Below are 16,822 nucleotides of genomic sequence, written 5' to 3'. Positions count from 1 at the left end.
CCGCTCTGCCCAGCCCAGCCTGGGCGGGCGCGTTGCCCGCCTGGCACGCAGCGGCGCCGTCCGCGCTTCCGCCACCCGCGCGCGGCCCGCCCTTCGCGCCCCGCGCCCCACCCGCCTTCGGCTGACGTTCCCGCGCACGCATCCGTGCGCCCGCTTCGCCACGTCACACCGAAGGATTGCATTCCATGTTCCGTCGTACCCTGCTGGCCGCCGTGCCGGCGCTGTTCGCCCTGCCCGCCATCGCGCATGACTACACCGCGGGCGATCTCCGCATTTTCCATCCCTGGACCCGCGCCGCCGGCGCCAACGGCAATGGCGGCGGCTTCATGCGCCTGACCAATGGCGGTGCGCAGCCCGACCGGCTGATCTCCGCCGCATCGCCCATCGCGCGCGTGGTCGAACTGCACACTCATCTCCGCGAAGGCGATGTGATGCGTATGCGTCCGGTGAACGACATCCCCATTCCTGCGGGCCAGACGGTGGAACTGCGTCCGGGCGGGGTGCATGTCATGCTCATCGGGCTGAACGCGCCGTTGCAGCAGGGGACGCGCGTGCCGGTCACGCTGCGCTTCGAGCGCGCGGGCGAGGTGACGGTCGAACTCGCTGTGGAAGCGGCCGGCGCGCGAGCCCCGGGGCACCATCACTAGCTTGCACGGTCGCCCCGCGTGGCATGTCAGCCCGCGCGAGGCGTTCCCCGGGTGCGGATATCGCCGCGCTGCCCGAGCGCGAGCCGCGCGAGCGGTGCGGCAATCACCGTCGTGACCACCGCCATGGCGATCAGGCCGGAGAAGACCACCGGCCCGATCATCCCGGCATCGAGCAGCGCGGCGAGCACCACCACCTCCATCAGCCCCTTGGTCTGCATCAGCACGCCGAGCGCCAGCGCGAAGGACCAGCTCTCCCCCGCCTGGCGCGCCGGCAGTGCGGTGCCGGCGACCTTGCCCGCGAAGGTCGCGACGGTGGCGAGCAGCAGGACCGACAGGAAGGCAGCCGAGCCCGGGTCGATCGTCGCCTTCAGCCCGGTCGAGACGAAGAAGAAGGGCAGCAGCACGGTCGCGGTCAGGGGCTCGATGCGCGCGATCAGGGCGGCGCGGCTGGCGGGCGGCATGACGACGCCCGCGGCGAAGCCGCCGAGGATGTAGCCGAGGCCGATCGCCTCGGCCGCCGCCGCCGAGACGAAGCAGAGCGCGACGCCGAGGACGAGCATCCGCGCCTCGGCGCCTTCGCCCTCGGCAAGGCTGCGGAGCAGCCGCGCACAGCCGAGCAGCGCCGCGCCCCACAGCAGCGAGAACAGCAGCGTCGTGCCGATCTGCGCCGCCGCGCCGGCCGCGATGGCGAGCAGCGCGGCGAGCACCAGCCACAGCGCCGCGTCGTTCACCGCAGCCAGCGCCAGCGCCGTCTGGCCGAGCCGCGTGCCGATCCAGCCCGCTTCCCGCAGGATGGCGGCGAGGATGGGCAGCGCCGTCACCGCGATGCAGACCCCGATCGCCAGGGTGAAGGTCACCGCATCCCCGCGCGGCCCGATCGCACCGGGCACGAAGGCCGCGATCCAGGCGCCGACGCCCAGGCCGAGCAGGAAGGGCAGCAGGAAGGAGCCCGCCGTGATGCGTTTCAGCCCCCGCGCCTCGCCCTTCAGCCGGGCGGGATCGAGATGCAGGCCGGAGACGAAGACGTAGAGCAGCACGCCGACCGCGGCGAGGCCCTGGAGGGAGGACAGCACCGGCGCGGTGAAGACCGCCGCATGCGCTTCCGGCGCCAGCCGTCCGAAAAGGGAAGGGCCGAGCGCCACGCCGCCCAGGATCTGCAGCACCGCGAGCGGGGCGACCGCGCGCACCGCGCCGATGCGCCAGAGCAGCCAGGGCCCGGCGACCAGCGCTGCAGCGACGCAGAGCAGCCCGACCTTGGCGTTCATGGGGTCAGTCGAAGGGCTGCGCCGCGATGTCCACGCGCGCTTCCGACCGCCAGAGTGAAATCGCGACGCCGCCCACCACCGAGACGTTCCAGTCGCGGCGGAACAGCGGGCTGTCGTCGTTCGCCGCGCCAGTGAAATTCTCGAGCCGCCCGCCGGCGACAAGCGAGACGCGCTCGCTCAGCGGCAGGCGGTAGGAGACGGACAACCGGGACCCGACATAGCCCGCGCGGCCGTCATAGGCGGCACGTCCCGCCCGCGCGAATTCGGGCTCCACCTGGTAGAAATAGTCGCCGTAGCGCTCCGTGCCGAAGAGCAGGCCGGCGGACAGTCGCAGCCGCGCGAAGGGCGAGAGGAAGTTGACGTGCTCATAGGCGATGTCGGGCGCAAAGGTGAATCCGCGGAAGGAGACCGAGGACCAGTCGGTGGAGAACACCGCGCGCACCGGCGTGTCGATCAGGATACGGCGCGGCTGGCTCTCATCCTCCCCGCGCCAGAGGGTGAAGCGCAGCGTCGGCCCGATCTCCCCCAGCCATTCGAGGTCGGGCATGCCTTCCCGCGCGGTGATGTCGCGCGAGGATCCGTTGAAGCCGCCCGAGGCGCTGACCGACAGCTCGATCCCGTCCGCCAGGCTGGTCCGCGCGCGCAACCCGCTGTCATCGGCCCGGAACAGGTCGCCGCGATAGATCACGTACGGCACGGCGAGCCCGCGCCAACGGTTCTGGTCCGAGGCCGGATAGGCCGGCAGCCAGCCGCCGCCCGCGGCGACGCCCATCTCGAAGACCGGCAGTTGCTGAGCCCGCGCCGGCAGGGCGGCGAGGAGGAGGAGCAGCAGGGGGATGATGCGGCGGGTCATGAGCGTTCCGCGACCAGAAGCACATTCGGCAGCGGCGTGCCAGCCCAGCATGGGGTGATCGCCACCCGGTAGCCTGCGGCGGCAAGGGGTGCGGCGATCTCCGGCAGCGGCCGCGGCGCCACCGCGCCGGCGAGGCCCCGGTCGCCGCCGAGCAGGCGGCGCACCCGCTCCATCCCGAAGCCCAGGGCGCTGCGCCAGCCGCGCTCCGGGTCGAAGGCGCGGATGGCGATGCGCCCCGCGCCGGAGGCTGCGATGCGTCCGAGCAACCCGTCCTGCGCCGGCAGCGGCAATTGCAGCAGCACGTCGATCATCAGCAGGGTGTCGCACGGAGGAATGGTCGCATCGGCCAGGTCGGCGACCTCGAAACGCGCGGCGAGGCCTTCCGCCGCCGCGCGGGCGACGCCGATCTTCGCCGTGTCGATATCGAGGCCGGTTGCCTTGTCCGCCGCGCCAGCGAGCAGCAGGGCGATCGCGAGTTGCCCGCGCCCGCAGCCGAGGTCCACCACCCGCCCGAAGGGGCGCGCCGCGCCGAGCCCGAGCAGCGCGGCGACCGCCGGGTCGCCCTTGAGCTTGCCGCGGATGAAGCCCCTTTCGGTGCGGGAGACGTCCCGGTAGCGCGCCGCGACCTGCCCGGCCAGGTCGGCCATCGCTAGAGGTCCTTAAAGACCGCCCAGAGGTCGTTCTTCGCCTCGAAGCCGATGCCCGGCAGGTCCGGCATGCGGATGCGCCCATCGACCACGGGCGTGCTGTCCGCGAAGCCACCGAACGGCGCGAAGACCTCGGGGTAGGATTCGTTGCCGCCGAGCCCGAGCCCGACCGCGATGTTGAGCGCGAACTGGTGCCCGCCATGCGGCACGCAGCGCCGCGGCGACCACCCGTGCTGGACCAGCATCTCCAGCGTGCGCAGATACTCCACCAGGCCGTAGGAGAGCGCCGGGTCGAACTGCAGCACGTCGCGGTCGGGCCGCAGCCCGCCATGGCGGATCAGGTTGCGCGCGTCGAGCATCGAGAACAGGTTTTCGCCGGTCGCGAGCGGCGGCGCGTATTGCTCGGCGAGCACGGCGTGGGTGGAGTAGTCGAGCGGGTCGAGCGGTTCCTCGTACCAGCGCAGCCGGAAGGGCTGCAGCGCGGCGCCGTAGGTCAGCGCTGCATGCAGCCCGAAGCGCCCGTTCACGTCGACGGCGAGGCGCGAACCGTCGCCGGCCAGCAGCTTCAGCACCGCCTCGATGCGCGCGAGATCCTCGGCCAGCGCATCCTTCAGCGGCGTGCCCGGCGCGCCGCCGATCTTCATCTTCACCGTGGTGTAGCCGAGGCCGAGATAGCGCTTCATCTCCTCGACCAGCGCATCGACGCCCTTGCCCGGGTAGTAGTAGCCGCCGGCGGCATAGACCCAGGCGGCCTCGTCCGCCTGGCCGCGGCGGTGGCGGTCGGCGAGCAGCTTCCACAGCGGCTTGCCTTCCAGCTTCGCCGCCGCGTCCCACAGCGCCATGTCGAGCACGCCGACCGCGACGGACCGGTCGCCGTGCCCGCCAGGCTTCTCGTTGCGCATCATCGCGGCCCAGGCGCCGGCGACGTTCAGCGTGCCGTCCTTGGAGGTGAGCGTCGCCTCGTCGCAGGCTTCCAGACGCGGGACGAACCGTTCCACAAGCAGACCGGGCTGGGCGTAGCGACCATTCGAGTTGAAGCCGTAGCCGGTGGCGCTGCGCCCTGCGCCGTCCTCGACCGTGATGGCGACGACGCTCGCCGTCATCTTGGAGAAATCGATATAGGCGTTGGCAATGGCGCTGCTGATGGGCACGACGCCCTGGCGGATGGAGGCGATGCGCATGCGGGGCGTCCTCGGGCCGTTCGGAGAGCGCGGTGTCGTAGCCGCGCGCGGCTTGGCGCGCAAACCGCCGCGGGCCTAGCATCCTCGCGTACGGGAAACGGGAGCCTGCCATGACGACGCGACGCCTTCTTCTCGGCCTGGCGGCCGGCACCGCGCTGGCCGGCCCTGCCGCCGCGCAGGGCGAATGGCCGGCGCGGTCCATCCGCATGATCTCCCCCTTCCCGCCCGGCGGGGCAGCGGACCTGCTGGCCCGGGCGCTCGCGGAGGAACTGACGCCGGTGTTGCGGCAGTCCGTGGTGGTGGAGAACCGCACCGGCGCGGGCGGCAGCGTCGGCACGGAAGCGACGGTGCGCGCGGCGCCGGACGGCTACACGCTGGTCATGGGCAGCACCGGGCCGCTCGCCATCAATCCGGCGCTGCAGCGCCTGTCCTACGATCCGGAGCGCGACCTCGCGCCCATCGCCCTGGTCGCCGCGGTGGCCTCGGTGCTGGTGGTGCATCCTGCCGTCAATGCGCGCACGCTGGCCGAGTTGCTCGCGCTGGCGCGGGCCGAGCCCGGGCGGCTGAACTACGGCTCCTCCGGCATCGGATCGGCGCAGCACCTCTTCGCCGAGCTGGTGAAGCAGCAGGCCAATGTGGACATCACCCACGTGCCCTATCGCGGCACCGGGCCTGCCATGGTCGATACGGTCGGCGGGCGGCTGACCATGATGTTCGACACGACGCCGACCGCGCTGCCGCATATCCGCGACGGGCGGGTGCGGCCGATTGCCGTCACCTCGGCGCGACGCGACCCGGCGCTGCCGGACGTCCCGACGATCGGGGAGACGCTGCCGGGCTACGAGGCGCTCGGCTGGTACGGCATCCTCGGCCCCGCGGGCACGCCGGCCGCGGTGGTCGAGCGCATGAACCGGGAGGTCAATGCGCTGCTGGGCCGGGCGGAGTTCCGCGCGAAGCTCGCCGCGCAGGGGGTCGAGCCCCTGGCCGGCACGCCGGCGGAATTCGCCGCGCTGATCGCCCGCGACCGCGCCCGCTGGGGCGAGGTGATCCGGCGCGGCAACATCCGCGCCGACTGAGCCGTCAGACCGCCTTCGCAGTCTTCAGCGCCGAGATCTCCTCGGCGCTGAAGCCGAACTCGGCCAGCACCTCCTCGGTGTGCTGGCCGCGCTCGGGCGTCGGGTTCCGGGCGCAGTCCACGCCGGCGATCTGCATCGGCGCGCGCACCACATCGAGCGCACCCAGCCGCGGGTGCTGCACCGTCATCGCCACGCCGAGGTGCTTGACCTGCGCGTCGGCGAAGACCTGGTCCATGGCATAGACCGGGCCGCAGGGCACGCCTTCGCGGTTGAACTTCTCCACCCAGTTGGCGGAGGTGTCGGTCAGCGTCACCCGCTCGATCATCGCATTGACCTTGGCGCGGTTCTGGCTGCGCAGCTTGTCGGTCGCGATGTCGGGGTCCTGCGCTTCCGCCTCGAGCCCCAGCACCTTCACGATGCGGTCCCACATCACTTGGCCGCCGCCGGCGATGTTCACGCTGCCGTCGCTCGTCTTGAACAGGCCGGTCGGGATCGTCGTCGGGTGGTCGTTGCCGGCCTGCTTCGGCACCTCACCCTTCATGGTCCAGCGCGTCGCCTGGAAATCCATCATGGCGATCATGGCTTCGAGCAGGGAGACATGGACCCAGCGACCCTTGCCCGTGACCTCCCGCTCGAGCAGCGCGACCATGATGCCGAGCGCGCAATAGAGCCCCGCCGTCAGGTCGGCCACGGGAATGCCGGCGCGCACCGGGCCCTGGCCGGGCAGGCCTGTCACGCTCATCAGCCCGCCCATGCCCTGGGCGATCTGGTCGAAGCCCGGGCGCTTCGCATACGGCCCGTCCTGCCCGAAGCCGGAGATGGAGCCGAGCACGATGCGCGAGTTGATCGCCGCGAGGCTGTGATAGTCGATGCCCAGGCGCGTCTTCACGTCGGGGCGGTAGTTCTCGACCACAACATCGGCCTTGGCGACCATGCGGCGGAAGGCGGCCAGGCCCTCGGGCGACTTCAGGTTCAGCGTCATTCCTCGCTTGTTGCGATGAACGTGCTGGAAGTCCGGCCCGTCCCGCTCGCCGCCCAGCCCCTTGCCCGTATCGACCTCGTCCGTCGCCTCGATCTTGATGACGTTCGCACCCCAGTCGGCCAGTTGCCGCACGCAGGTGGGGCCGGAGCGCACGCGGGTCAGGTCGAGCACGGTGAAGCGGGCAAGCGGCATCGTCATGGGGGTGTCCTCCTCGGCGGCGCTTCTGTTCGCATCGGCGGGGCGGGACGGCAAGACACCGGCTTGACGGCCCCGCCCAGCCCGCTACCCCTTGCGACGAAGCCAAGGGACGGAGCGCCATGAGCGACGAGATTCTGCACGAGGTCCGCGAGGGCGGCATCGCCTGGACCACCTTCAACCGGCCGCAGGCGCGCAACGCCATGCTGTTCAGCATGTACCAGCGCATCCAGGAACTGGCCGAGCAGATCGACAAGGACCCGTCCATCCGCGTGTGGGTCCTGACCGGCGCCGGCGGCAAGGCCTTCGCCTCGGGCACCGACATCAGCCAGTTCCGCGAGTTCAAGACCGCCGAGGACGCGCTCGCCTATGAGGCGCGGATCGACAAGGTCCTGGGCGCGCTCGAGAACTGCAACACGCCGATCATCGCCGCCATCGCCGGCGCCTGCACGGGCGGCGGGCTCGGCATCGCCGGCTGCTGCGACATCCGCATCTGCGACCAGGGCGCGCGCTTCGGCCTGCCAATCGCGAAGACGCTCGGCAACATCCTCAACATGAACAACTTCGCGCGCTTCTACGCGCTGGTCGGCCCGGCGGCGATCGCGGAGATGATCATGACCTCCCGCCTGTTCTCCGCCGCCGAGGCGAAGCACCTGGGCCTGGTGTCCGAAGTGCTGGATACGCCCGAGGCAGTGGCCGCGCGCGCGATGGAACTGGCCACCACCATGAAGGACCTCGCGCCGCTGACGCTGAAGGCGACCAAGATCGCGCTGCGTCGCCTGCGCCACGCGGTCGGCGAGGTGGAGGGCGACGACCTGGTGACCATGTGCTTCACGAGCGCCGACTTCCAGGAAGGCGTCAGCGCCTTCCTGAACAAGCGGGCGCCGCAGTTCCAGGGGAAGTGATCGATCGCCGCACCGGCGTGCCAGACGCCGGGCGGCCAGCCGAGGAGGAGACGCCTTGACCATCCGCCTCCCCCGCCGCGCGCTGGGCGCGGCGGCGCTCGCGCCGCTGCTGCCGGCGCCGGCGATCGCCCAGGCCTATCCGACGCGTGCCATCAGCCTGCTGGTGGGTTTCGCGCCGGGCGGCGGCACCGATATCATCAGCCGCTTCCTCGCCCCCGTGCTGCAGGAGGAATTCGGCCAGACCATCGCGGTCGAGAACCGCCCCGGCGCGTCCGGCACGCTCGCTGTGCTGGCCATGTCCCGAGCGCGGCCGGATGGCTACACCATGCTGATGACGACGATCAGCGCCTCGGCCGTCGTGCCGCCGCTGATGAACCCCCCACCCTTCGACATCCGCCGCGACCAGACCGCCGTGGTGCATGCCGCGACGGTGCCTCTGGTCGCCGTGGTGCCGGCCAATGCGCCCGACCGCAGCCTGCCCGACCTGCTGGAGCGCGCGCGGCGCGATCCTGGGGTGCTGAACTACTCCTCCTCCGGCGTCGCTACGCAGCAGCATTTGGCGGCGGAGCTGCTCTCCACCTCCGCCGGGGTGCGCATGACGCATGTGCCCTTCCGCGGCACGGGCCAGGCGGTGAACGAGATCCTGGCCGGGCGCATCGATCTCGCCATCGACACTTTCCCCACCTACCTGCCGCATATCCGCGCCGGGCGCGTGCGCGCGTTGGCAGTGACGATGCCGCAGCGCGTGGAATGGCTGCCGGAGACGCCGACCGTCGCCGAGCTCGGCTTCCCCGGCTTCGACGCCGTGGTCTGGTACATGCTGATGGCACCGCCGGGCATCCCGCAGCCGATCGCCGACCGCTGGGTTGAGGCGGTGAACAAGGCCTATCGCAACGAGGATCTGCGCAAGCGGATCAGCGATGCGGGCTTCGTCATCGGCGGCGGCACGCAGCAGCAGGCGCAGGCGATGCTGCTGAACGACGCCGAGCGCTACGCCGCGCTGGTGCGCAACGCCAATATCCGGCTGGACTGACGCGGCGCGGCGGGCGGGTTATCCTGGCGCGCCTTCTTCCGGGAAACCCGCCATGCACCTCGATCGCCGTAGCCTCCTCGCCGCTGCCCTGCTTGCCGCGCCCGCAGTGGCACGCGCGCAAGCGCCGTATCCCAGCCGCCCGATCCGGATCGTCGTGCCCTTCGCGGCCGGCGGCATCATCGACGTCGTCGCGCGCATCGTCGCCGAGCCGCTGTCGCGCCGCCTCGGCCAGCCCATTGTCATCGAGAACACGCCCGGCGCGGGCAGCACGATAGGCGCGCGCAATGTCATGCGCGCCCCCGCGGATGGCTACACCCTGCTGCTGAACGGTGCGGCGCACTCCGTCATTCCGGCGCTGTTCCCCGATGCGGGCGTCGATCCGGCGACGGATTTCGCGCCCATCGCGCTACTCGGCGAACAGCCCTTCATCGCGGCCGTGCATACGGGCGTGCCGGCGAACGACGTGCCCTCCCTGCTCGCCTGGCTGCGCAGCCGGAACGGGGAGGCCACCTTCGCGACCACCGGCATCGGCGCCGCGTCGCATCTGGCGGGCGAGTTGCTCAAGAAGCTCGCGGGCGTGGACTTCACCATCGTGCAGTACCGCGGCACGCCCGCGGCGGTGACGGATTTCGTCGCCGGACGCGTGGACTTCATGATCGACAGCCAGACGCTGCTCGCGCCCATGATGCAGGACGGGCGGGCGAAGGGCATCGCGGTGACGACCGCGCGGCGGTCGCGCCTCGTCCCCGCGCTGCCGACCTTCCAGGAAGGCGGCGTGGCCGGCTACGAGACATCCTCATGGCAGGCGCTGTATGCGCCAGCGGCCACACCCGCGCCGATCCTGCAGCTGCTGTCCGCCGCGACGATGGAGGTGCTGGCCGATCCCGCGCTGCAGCAGCGCTACGTCGAACGCGGCGTGGAACCGCGCAGCGGCGATGCCGCGGCGTTGCGCAACTTCCTGCAAGCCGAGATGCAGAAATGGTTGCCGATCCTGCGCGCCACCGGTGCGCGCGCAGGCTGACGTCGAATAGGTTTGCTTTCGGGGGGCGAGAGGTCCATATCAGGAGCGTCACCTCGTCCGGTCCGCTTCGTCGGACCCCGCTCTCCGTGCCTTTTCCAGGTTGAGCTTCAGCGATGGCGGCCCGTCGTGCGCATCAGCATGCCGGCACACCCGTCGCGCGTTAGCCCGCGCGGCGGCATCACCGTCGCGCATGTCGTGCGGCGGCAACGCTCAACCCCGGAGATTCCGCATGAGCATCGGCACCGTTAAGTGGTTCAACGCAACCAAGGGCTACGGCTTCATCCAGCCCGAAGACGGCAGCAAGGACGTGTTCGTCCACATCAGCGACGTGCAGCGCTCGGGCCTCAACGGCCTGAACGAAGGCGACAAGGTCGAATTCGAGCTGCAGCGCGGCCAGCAGGGCAAGCTTTCGGCGGGCAACCTCCGCCTCGCCTGACGCCTGCCAGGGGGCGGCCCTCGGGCCGCCCTTTCCTTTTCCAGAAGTCCGGAGCACGCCGATGGCGCGCAAGCCCAACTACGGCCAGCAGCGGGCCGACGTGAACCGCTCCAAGCAGGCGAAGAAGGAAGCGAAGCTGCGCGAACGCGAGGAAGCGGTCGCGAAGCGCAAGGCCGCCGTGGACGAGGAGGAGGCCGGCTCGCCCGCCCCCACCGACGCCGCCGGCCGGGACTGAGGGACGACGCGACATGGCCAGCAAGCCCGGCAGCAAGTCTGCCTTCGTCCTGTTCGACGTGATCTACGCGGACGGCAGCCGCCGTTCCAACCGCAAGGTGCCGGCCGAGATCCTCGGCGGCCTCGACGGCGACGAGCCCGCGCGCAAGATCATCGAGGAACAGGACAACGAGATCGCCAAGGCGTCCGGCAAGGCGTCGCTCCCGATCGCCCAGCTGCTGCGCGTGGGCGGCAAGCGGAAGTAAGGTCGCGGGGGAGGAGAACCTCCCCCGAACCCCCCTCGCTTCTTTGTCTATTCGGCGGCGCGGGCCGCGTGCGCCACAAGCGGGACGATGCCGGGCAGCGCGTTCCCCTCCCATAGCTGGGCCAGCAGCGCCTTCGCCTGGGTGGCGCCGATCACATCCGACGTGAGTTCCAGGAACTTGTCCGACAAGTCGCGGTCGGTCAGCGGCGCATCCGGGTCGCCCTTGCGGGTGTGCTGGTGGCGGTTCAGCACGCGGCCATCCTTCAGCCGGATCTCCACCTTCGCCGACCGCTTTGATGGGAAGGCAGCGGCGCATTCCGGGTCGATCGCGACCGTCACCTTCGGCATCAGGGCGCGGATCGCCGGGTCCGTCAGCCGCTCCGGCTCGAAGGCCGCTAGCCGCACACCGCCATGCAGCAGCATCGTCGCCACCGTGAACTGGGTGGAGAAGCGGCAATCCTGCTCGGTGCGCGCATCCACCCGGTCGCAGACATCCTTCGTCGCCTTGTAGCCGCCGACCGCGATTGCCGCGACGTCATCGGCCTTGAAGCCGTGCTCGACTTGCAGATCGCGCACGGCGTCGAGGGCGGCGAAGATGTGCCCACAGCAGCCATGGTTCTTTACAGTCATGTCGGTGACGGCATAGGGCTTGCCGATCCCGGCCAGCGCCTTGTCCCACTTGCCGGTATCCTCGCTGGTTGCCGCGGCGAAGCCGGCCGGGCCGTGCAGCACATCGAGCGCGCCGGTCATGCCGCGTGCCGCCGCCATGGCCGCTAGCGCGCCCGCTTCCGCCGCGTGGCCGGGATGCAGCGGCTTCGACATCCCCTCCCCGCGGAAGGCCTGCTGCAGCCCGCCCGCCATGGTCGCGGCGGTGGCGATGGCATGCGCGGTCCGATCCGCATCGCAGTCCAGCAGCACCGCGACCGCCGCCGCCGCGCCGAAGGTGCCGACGGTGCCGGTCGTATGCCAGAAATCGTAGTGGGAGGGCTGCACGGCGACGCCGATGCGGCACGAGACCTCGTAGCCTGCGACGATGGCGCGCAGCAGCGCCTCCATCTCCGTTCCGCGGGACTGCGCGGCGGCGAGTGCGGCGGCGATGGTCGGGCAGCCCGGGTGATAGACGGCGTAGCGGTAGATGTCGTCGAACTCGACCGTGTGCGACGCCGTGCCGTTCACCAGCGCCGCGTGGCGCAGCGGCACGCGCCGGCCCGTGACATAGCAGACGGCACCGCCGCCACCGCGGGTCTCGTCCTCCAGCGCCGCGGCGATCAGCGTCGCGGGCGGCCGGGGGCAGCCGGGCAGGGTGGCGGCGAACCAGTCCACCAGCACGCGGCGGGCATGGTGCGCGACGTCGGCGGGCATCTCCCGCGCCCGCCAGGACGCGGCATGATCGGCAAGGACGAGGAGCGGATTCGTCATGGCGTGCTGCTCACGCGTTGCCGCGGAGCACCTCCTTGTTTATGACGACGTCAGGGTCGAGCTGACCCCGGAAGTGGGAGAAGATGCTCTCGGCGCAGGACAGCCCCATGCGCCGCGTCGACTGTTCCGTCGCCGCCGCCGAATGGGGCGAGACGACGACATTCGGGAAGTCGAGGAAGGGCAGCTTCGTCGTGACGGGTTCTTCCCAGAACACGTCGAGGCCGGCAGAACCGAGATGCCCGGACTTCAGCGCGTTGGTCAGCGCGGCCTCGTCCACCAGCGTGCCACGTGCCGTGTTGATGTAGGCCGCGCCCGGCTTCATGGCGGCGAGGAAGGTGGCGTTGACCATCCCCCGCGTCTCGGGGTTGGACGGGCAATGCGTCGTGACGATATCCGCCTGCGCGAGCCCTTCGTGCAGCACTTTCACCGGCGTGAAGCCCGCGCCCTTGATCGTGTTCTGTGGGATGTAGGGGTCGTGCACCAGCACGTTCATCCCGAAGGCGCCGCAGAGCCTGGCGACACGCCCGCCGATCCGCCCGAAGCCTACCACCAGCACGGTCTGCCCGGCCAGGTCGAAGGTCTTGATCGAGGACTTCGGACCCCAGTCCAGCGCCTTGGTGTTGCGGTCGTAGTCGAGCGTGCGGCGCGCCGTCGTCAGCATCAGCATCAGCGCGTGCTCGGCGACCGAGACGGCGTTGGCGTCGGGCGTCACGGTCAGCGGGATGCCGCGTTCCGTCAGCGCTTCCACGTCCACCGCGTCGTAGCCGACGCCGTGCCGGGCGCAGATGCGCAGCATCGGCGCATTCGCCAGGAAGGCGCGGTCGATGCGCGTCGCGCGGACGATGATCGCATCCGCCGTCTTCATCGGCTCTGCGAGCGTCTCCGGCGTGACGGGGTCGAGCAGCGTCACGGTATAGCCCGGTTCGGAGCGTAGGCGCTCCATCGCATCCGGGTGCAGCGGGCGAAGGCAGACGATGTGCGGCATGCGGCGATCCTATTCCACGCGGGCGTCCGAGAGGCGAACGAGCTCCGCCCATTTCGGGATCTCCGCGGCGACGAAGGCGGCGAAGGTCTCGGGGTCGGAGCCGACCGGGTCGCTGCCCTGCTCGGCGATCTTGGCGCGCACCGCATCGGTGCGCAGCGCGGCGGCGACCTCCGCGGCGATGCGGCGGACGGCCGCGGGCGGCGTGCCGGCGGGGGCGAAAAGCCCATTCCACAGCGCGACTTCGTAGCCCGGGATCGTCTCCCCGATCGTCGGCACTTCGGGCAGCAGGCCGGAGCGGCGGGCGGTGGTGACGGCCAGCGCGCGCAGCCGGTTGGCGCGCACGTGCTCGATCACCTCGACCAGCGGTGTGGCGATGGCGTCGATCTTGCCGCCGAGCAGGTCGGTGACCGCCGGCGCCCCGCCGCGATAGGAGACGTGGGTGATCTCGATCCCCGTCCGCGCCGCGAGCACCGCGGCCGCGATATGCTGGGAGGAGCCGGAGCCCGCATTGCCGAAATTCAGCGTCCCCGGCCGGGCCTTCGCCAGCGCGACCAGCTCCGCCAGGCTCCGCGTCGGCAGGTCCGGCCGGACGACGAGCAGGTTCGGCACGAAGGCCACCTGGCTGATCGGCGCGAAGTCGCGCAGCGGGTGGAAGGGAAGGTTCCGGTAGAGCGCGGGGTTGGTGGCGTGGGTGGAACTCGTCGTCAGCAGCAGCGTCAGCCCGTCGGGCGTCGCGCGGGCGACGGCTTCGGCGCCGATATTGCCGCCTGCGCCGGGGCGGTTCTCGACCAGCACGGGCTGGCCAAGGCGGTTGGTCAGCGCTTCGGCCACCACCCGCGCCGTCAGGTCCGTCCCGCCGCCGGCGGCGAAGGGGACGATGATCCGGACCGGGCGGTCGGGGCTCCACTGGGCCTGCGCGACGGCGGGGCGCGACGCGGCGAGCGCGGCGACGCCGGCGAGAAGGCTGCGACGGTGCATGGCGTGTCCTCCCTGGAGATGTGCCGCGCCGCCGATCTCCGCCGGCTGGCGGGGCCTTTCACAGTTGGTGATGCGCCGCCGGGCCGAGAATGGCCTCCCGCATCCGGTTCTGGATGATGGAGCCGTCGCGCGGCGGCAGCACGAGCTTCTTGCTGGCCTCATCGATCTTGGCGACCGCGAAGAAGGGGCCTTCGCCGGCATGCAGCGCCGCCTTCAGCGCCGGCACTTCCTCCGGCTTCGTGACGAACATGGTCCGCTCGAAGCCCGCCCCGCGCGCCATGGCAACCAGGTCGACGCCGTGCCGCGTCGCGGTCTCCTGCATGCCGGTCTCGCCGTAATGCTCGTTGTCCTGCACCACGATCGACAGGTTGCGCGGCTTCTTCACCGCGATGGTGGCGAGCGCGCCGATTCCCATCAGCATCTCCCCGTCGCCGGTCAGCACCAGCACGGGGCGGGACGGCTGGGCGAGCGCGAGGCCGAGGCCGATCATCGCTGCCCCGCCCATGCCGCCCCACAGCGGCAGGTTCAGCGGATGGTCGCCCACCGCGGTGATGTCCCAGGCGGGGGCGCCGAGGCCGGCGATGCACACCATCTCCCCACGGTCGGCGAGCAGCGCGCGCGCCAGCTCGCGACGGTCGAGCTTTCCGGAAGCTGCGAGCATCGTCTCAGTCCTTGCCGAAGGTTTTTGCCCCGATGACGCGCTGGCCGATCAGCGTCGCGGTCGGGCGGAAGGTGTTGAAGGCCATGCGGATGGTGGCATCGACGGTGGGCGCGATGTCCTCCGGCGTGTCGGCGCGCTTGACGATGGTGCCCATCGCTTCCAGCACCGCCTGGGTCGCGTTGCCCATCGGCACCTGGGCCGGGTTGAACTCCCCGAAGTCGCCGCGCATCGTCACCAGCATCGGCATCGGGCAGCGATGGATGTGGCTGAGCGAGAGCATGTTGATGCAGTTGCCGACGCCGGAGGACTGCATCAGCAGCACGCCCTTGTCGCCGCCGAGCCAGGCGCCCTGGAGCAGGGCGATCCCCTCCTCCTCGGTCGTCAGGGTGGTGACGGTGATGCTGTTGTCGGCCAGGCAGCGCTTGATCAGGCGGGAGTGACCGGCATCGGGCACCAGGCAGACCTGGCGGATCTCGTGCTTCTTGAGCAGGTCGAAAATCTGGTCGGGCCAGGACGCTGCGGCGTCCGGGGCCTTGTCGATCGCATTCGGGTCCATGCGTTTCCTCGGGTCGAAGTCGGCGCATCCTAGGGGCGCGCGGCGGGCTGGCAAGGTGGGCGGCCGCACCCCATCATGGCTGGCATGGGCTTCGCGCAGAGCATCGGCGGCACGCGCTACGTCTTCGACGACCTGAAGACGCTGCTGGCGCGCGCCACCCCCTTCCGGTCGGGGGATGCGCTGGCGGGGGTGGCGGCGGGCTCGGCGGCGGAACGGGTGGCGGCGCAGCGGGCGCTGGCCGACCTGCCGCTCGCCCATTTCCTGGATGAGGCCGTGGTTCCCCATGAGGAGGACGAGGTCACGCGCCTCATCCTCGACCGGCACGACGCCGCCGCCTTCGCCCCGGTCCGCAGCCTGACGGTCGGCGCCTTCCGGGACTGGCTACTGGCGGCGGCGCCCGAGGCGGTGACGGCGCTTGCGCCCGGCCTCACGCCGGAAATGGTCGCGGCAGCGGCAAAGATCATGCGCGTCGCGGACCTGATCCAGGTGGCGGCGAAGTGCCGCGTCGTCACGCGCTTCCGCAACACGATCGGCCTGCCGGGGACGCTGTCGATCCGCCTGCAGCCGAACCATCCGACGGACGACCCGCGCGGCGTCGCGGCCGGCGTGCTCGACGGGCTGCTGCTCGGCGCCGGCGATGCGGTGATCGGCGTGAACCCCGCCACCGACAATGTCGAGGCGGTGATGCGGCTGCTCGAGATGCTCGACACGGTGCGGGATCGCTTCGAGATCCCGACGCAGAGCTGCGTGCTGTCCCACGTGACGACGACGATGCTGGCGATGGAGCGCGGCGCGCCCGTCGATCTCGTGTTCCAGTCGATCGGCGGGACGGAGGGGGTCAACCGATCCTTCGGCGTCTCCCTTTCCCTGCTGCGGGAGGCGAGGGAGCAGGCGCTGGCGCTGAAGCGCGGCACGCTCGGCGACAATGTCATGTACTTCGAGACAGGGCAGGGCAGCGCGCTCTCGGCCGATGCGCATCACGGCGTGGACCAGCAGACGATCGAGGCGCGGGCCTATGCCGTCGCGCGCGAGTTCTCCCCGTTGCTCGTGAACAGCGTCGTTGGCTTCATCGGCCCGGAATACCTGTTCGACGGCAAGCAGATCCTGCGCGCGGGGCTCGAGGACCATTTCTCCGGCAAGTTGCTCGGCCTGCCGATGGGTGTCGATGTCTGCTACACGAACCACGCCGAGGCCGACCAGGACGACATGGACGCGCTGCTGACCTGCCTCGCGGCGGCGGGCGTCACCTATGTGATGGGCGTGCCGGGGGCGGATGACGTGATGCTCGCCTACCAATCCACCTCCTTCCACGATGGCCTGACCGCGCGCGCCGTCTTCGGCAAGCGCGCCGCGCCGGAATTCGAGGCCTGGCTCACGCGCATGGGCATCGGCGCGGATGGGGAACGCATCCCCGCGCGGCTGTCGCCGGCGCTGATCGGGCTGGGATGAGCGCGCCCGATGATCGCAGCGCCGAAGGGCGCGGAGATCTGAATCGGCCGCGCCA

At 71.0% G+C, this 16,822-nt stretch carries 19 protein-coding genes; 9 read left to right on the top strand and 10 right to left on the bottom strand.

What is annotated here, in order from left to right; genetic code table 11:
• Window positions 1-185 precede the first annotated feature (185 nt).
• The gene (locus tag HW577_RS03465; RefSeq protein ID WP_198374665.1) at window positions 186-647 is read left to right on the top strand and encodes a copper chaperone PCu(A)C; all 462 of its coding nucleotides are present in this window, start codon (window positions 186-188) and stop codon (window positions 645-647) included.
• Window positions 648-673: 26 nt separating this feature from the next.
• On the opposite strand, the gene HW577_RS03460 is transcribed toward HW577_RS03465, so the two are convergent.
• From HW577_RS03460 to HW577_RS03445, 4 genes are read right to left on the bottom strand one after another with little or no spacing between them, the layout of a single operon-like run.
• The gene (locus HW577_RS03460; protein WP_198374664.1) at window positions 674-1,912 is read right to left on the bottom strand and encodes a cation:proton antiporter; all 1,239 of its coding nucleotides are present in this window, start codon (window positions 1,910-1,912) and stop codon (window positions 674-676) included.
• Between the two features lie 4 nt (window positions 1,913-1,916).
• Window positions 1,917-2,765 carry a MipA/OmpV family protein gene (locus HW577_RS03455; protein ID WP_198374663.1) on the bottom strand — a complete coding sequence of 283 codons (849 nt, stop codon included), beginning with the start codon at window positions 2,763-2,765 and terminating at the stop codon, window positions 1,917-1,919.
• On the bottom strand, window positions 2,762-3,412 hold the full coding sequence (locus HW577_RS03450; protein WP_198374662.1) for a methyltransferase domain-containing protein: 651 nt from the start codon (window positions 3,410-3,412) through the stop codon (window positions 2,762-2,764). The genes HW577_RS03455 and HW577_RS03450 overlap by 4 nt, the downstream gene beginning before the upstream one ends.
• Before the next feature lie 2 nt (window positions 3,413-3,414).
• The gene (locus HW577_RS03445) at window positions 3,415-4,593 is read right to left on the bottom strand and encodes an enolase C-terminal domain-like protein (protein ID WP_198374661.1); all 1,179 of its coding nucleotides are present in this window, start codon (window positions 4,591-4,593) and stop codon (window positions 3,415-3,417) included.
• Window positions 4,594-4,703: 110 nt separating this feature from the next.
• Here HW577_RS03445 and HW577_RS03440 point away from each other — a divergent pair, with 110 nt between their 5' ends.
• On the top strand, window positions 4,704-5,669 hold the full coding sequence (locus HW577_RS03440) for a Bug family tripartite tricarboxylate transporter substrate binding protein (RefSeq protein ID WP_198374660.1): 966 nt from the start codon (window positions 4,704-4,706) through the stop codon (window positions 5,667-5,669).
• Window positions 5,670-5,673: 4 nt separating this feature from the next.
• Here HW577_RS03440 and HW577_RS03435 read toward each other — a convergent pair whose 3' ends face one another.
• Window positions 5,674-6,849, bottom strand: coding sequence for a CaiB/BaiF CoA transferase family protein (locus HW577_RS03435; RefSeq protein WP_198374659.1), 1,176 nt, complete (start codon window positions 6,847-6,849; stop codon window positions 5,674-5,676).
• A gap of 119 nt (window positions 6,850-6,968) precedes the next feature.
• Here HW577_RS03435 and HW577_RS03430 point away from each other — a divergent pair, with 119 nt between their 5' ends.
• The 6 genes from HW577_RS03430 (at window position 6,969) to HW577_RS03405 (ending at window position 10,720) form a co-directional block, all read left to right on the top strand.
• A complete protein-coding gene (locus tag HW577_RS03430) occupies window positions 6,969-7,751 on the top strand; it encodes an enoyl-CoA hydratase/isomerase family protein (RefSeq protein WP_198374658.1) in 783 nt (260 codons plus the stop codon).
• Between the two features lie 55 nt (window positions 7,752-7,806).
• A complete protein-coding gene (locus tag HW577_RS03425) occupies window positions 7,807-8,784 on the top strand; it encodes a Bug family tripartite tricarboxylate transporter substrate binding protein (RefSeq protein WP_198374657.1) in 978 nt (325 codons plus the stop codon).
• 52 nt (window positions 8,785-8,836) lie between these two features.
• Complete coding sequence (locus tag HW577_RS03420; protein ID WP_198374656.1) at window positions 8,837-9,805, top strand: tripartite tricarboxylate transporter substrate binding protein; 969 nt, start codon at window positions 8,837-8,839, stop codon at window positions 9,803-9,805.
• A gap of 229 nt (window positions 9,806-10,034) precedes the next feature.
• Window positions 10,035-10,241: a cold-shock protein gene (locus HW577_RS03415; protein ID WP_198374655.1), complete on the top strand. Its 207-nt coding sequence runs from the start codon at window positions 10,035-10,037 to the stop codon at window positions 10,239-10,241.
• 61 nt (window positions 10,242-10,302) lie between these two features.
• Window positions 10,303-10,476 (top strand): hypothetical protein, encoded by a 174-nt coding sequence (locus HW577_RS03410; protein ID WP_198374654.1) that lies wholly within the window; start codon window positions 10,303-10,305, stop codon window positions 10,474-10,476.
• A 13-nt stretch (window positions 10,477-10,489) separates the two neighbouring features.
• On the top strand, window positions 10,490-10,720 hold the full coding sequence (locus tag HW577_RS03405) for a hypothetical protein (RefSeq protein WP_198374653.1): 231 nt from the start codon (window positions 10,490-10,492) through the stop codon (window positions 10,718-10,720).
• A gap of 47 nt (window positions 10,721-10,767) precedes the next feature.
• Here HW577_RS03405 and HW577_RS03400 read toward each other — a convergent pair whose 3' ends face one another.
• The 5 genes from HW577_RS03400 to HW577_RS03380 are packed head-to-tail and all read right to left on the bottom strand — an operon-like array spanning window position 10,768 to window position 15,318.
• Window positions 10,768-12,138 carry an MmgE/PrpD family protein gene (locus tag HW577_RS03400; protein WP_198374652.1) on the bottom strand — a complete coding sequence of 457 codons (1,371 nt, stop codon included), beginning with the start codon at window positions 12,136-12,138 and terminating at the stop codon, window positions 10,768-10,770.
• Between the two features lie 10 nt (window positions 12,139-12,148).
• A complete protein-coding gene (locus HW577_RS03395) occupies window positions 12,149-13,123 on the bottom strand; it encodes a hydroxyacid dehydrogenase (protein ID WP_198374651.1) in 975 nt (324 codons plus the stop codon).
• A gap of 9 nt (window positions 13,124-13,132) precedes the next feature.
• Entirely contained in the window at window positions 13,133-14,101 is a 969-nt protein-coding gene (locus HW577_RS03390) for a Bug family tripartite tricarboxylate transporter substrate binding protein (protein WP_198374650.1), read from the bottom strand.
• Window positions 14,102-14,159: 58 nt separating this feature from the next.
• Window positions 14,160-14,762 carry a thiamine pyrophosphate-dependent enzyme gene (locus HW577_RS03385; protein ID WP_198374649.1) on the bottom strand — a complete coding sequence of 201 codons (603 nt, stop codon included), beginning with the start codon at window positions 14,760-14,762 and terminating at the stop codon, window positions 14,160-14,162.
• A 4-nt stretch (window positions 14,763-14,766) separates the two neighbouring features.
• A complete protein-coding gene (locus HW577_RS03380) occupies window positions 14,767-15,318 on the bottom strand; it encodes a thiamine pyrophosphate-binding protein (RefSeq protein WP_198374648.1) in 552 nt (183 codons plus the stop codon).
• Between the two features lie 84 nt (window positions 15,319-15,402).
• Between HW577_RS03380 and HW577_RS03375 the strand changes: the two genes are divergently transcribed.
• Window positions 15,403-16,767 (top strand): ethanolamine ammonia-lyase subunit EutB, encoded by a 1,365-nt coding sequence (locus HW577_RS03375; RefSeq protein ID WP_198374670.1) that lies wholly within the window; start codon window positions 15,403-15,405, stop codon window positions 16,765-16,767.
• Window positions 16,768-16,822: the final 55 nt, after the last annotated feature.

This window comes from Neoroseomonas rubea, assembly GCF_016106015.1.
Taxonomy (GTDB): Bacteria; Pseudomonadota; Alphaproteobacteria; order Acetobacterales; family Acetobacteraceae; genus Neoroseomonas; species Neoroseomonas rubea.
Note: the sequence above shows the minus strand (reverse complement) of the source record. Positions and strands in the feature narration are given on the sequence as shown.

What these genes read in the sequence shown, in the direction of transcription:
- HW577_RS03465 (WP_198374665.1), top strand. Translation starts at nt 186, where the DNA reads ATGTTCCGTCGTACCCTGCTGGCCGCCGTGCCGGCGCTGTTCGCCCTG.
- HW577_RS03460 (WP_198374664.1), bottom strand. Translation starts at nt 1,912, where the DNA reads ATGAACGCCAAGGTCGGGCTGCTCTGCGTCGCTGCAGCGCTGGTCGCC.
- HW577_RS03455 (WP_198374663.1), bottom strand. Translation starts at nt 2,765, where the DNA reads ATGACCCGCCGCATCATCCCCCTGCTGCTCCTCCTCCTCGCCGCCCTG.
- HW577_RS03450 (WP_198374662.1), bottom strand. Translation starts at nt 3,412, where the DNA reads ATGGCCGACCTGGCCGGGCAGGTCGCGGCGCGCTACCGGGACGTCTCC.
- HW577_RS03445 (WP_198374661.1), bottom strand. Translation starts at nt 4,593, where the DNA reads ATGCGCATCGCCTCCATCCGCCAGGGCGTCGTGCCCATCAGCAGCGCC.
- HW577_RS03440 (WP_198374660.1), top strand. Translation starts at nt 4,704, where the DNA reads ATGACGACGCGACGCCTTCTTCTCGGCCTGGCGGCCGGCACCGCGCTG.
- HW577_RS03435 (WP_198374659.1), bottom strand. Translation starts at nt 6,849, where the DNA reads ATGACGATGCCGCTTGCCCGCTTCACCGTGCTCGACCTGACCCGCGTG.
- HW577_RS03430 (WP_198374658.1), top strand. Translation starts at nt 6,969, where the DNA reads ATGAGCGACGAGATTCTGCACGAGGTCCGCGAGGGCGGCATCGCCTGG.
- HW577_RS03420 (WP_198374656.1), top strand. Translation starts at nt 8,837, where the DNA reads ATGCACCTCGATCGCCGTAGCCTCCTCGCCGCTGCCCTGCTTGCCGCG.
- HW577_RS03415 (WP_198374655.1), top strand. Translation starts at nt 10,035, where the DNA reads ATGAGCATCGGCACCGTTAAGTGGTTCAACGCAACCAAGGGCTACGGC.
- HW577_RS03410 (WP_198374654.1), top strand. Translation starts at nt 10,303, where the DNA reads ATGGCGCGCAAGCCCAACTACGGCCAGCAGCGGGCCGACGTGAACCGC.
- HW577_RS03405 (WP_198374653.1), top strand. Translation starts at nt 10,490, where the DNA reads ATGGCCAGCAAGCCCGGCAGCAAGTCTGCCTTCGTCCTGTTCGACGTG.
- HW577_RS03400 (WP_198374652.1), bottom strand. Translation starts at nt 12,138, where the DNA reads ATGACGAATCCGCTCCTCGTCCTTGCCGATCATGCCGCGTCCTGGCGG.
- HW577_RS03395 (WP_198374651.1), bottom strand. Translation starts at nt 13,123, where the DNA reads ATGCCGCACATCGTCTGCCTTCGCCCGCTGCACCCGGATGCGATGGAG.
- HW577_RS03390 (WP_198374650.1), bottom strand. Translation starts at nt 14,101, where the DNA reads ATGCACCGTCGCAGCCTTCTCGCCGGCGTCGCCGCGCTCGCCGCGTCG.
- HW577_RS03385 (WP_198374649.1), bottom strand. Translation starts at nt 14,762, where the DNA reads ATGCTCGCAGCTTCCGGAAAGCTCGACCGTCGCGAGCTGGCGCGCGCG.
- HW577_RS03380 (WP_198374648.1), bottom strand. Translation starts at nt 15,318, where the DNA reads ATGGACCCGAATGCGATCGACAAGGCCCCGGACGCCGCAGCGTCCTGG.
- HW577_RS03375 (WP_198374670.1), top strand. Translation starts at nt 15,403, where the DNA reads ATGGGCTTCGCGCAGAGCATCGGCGGCACGCGCTACGTCTTCGACGAC.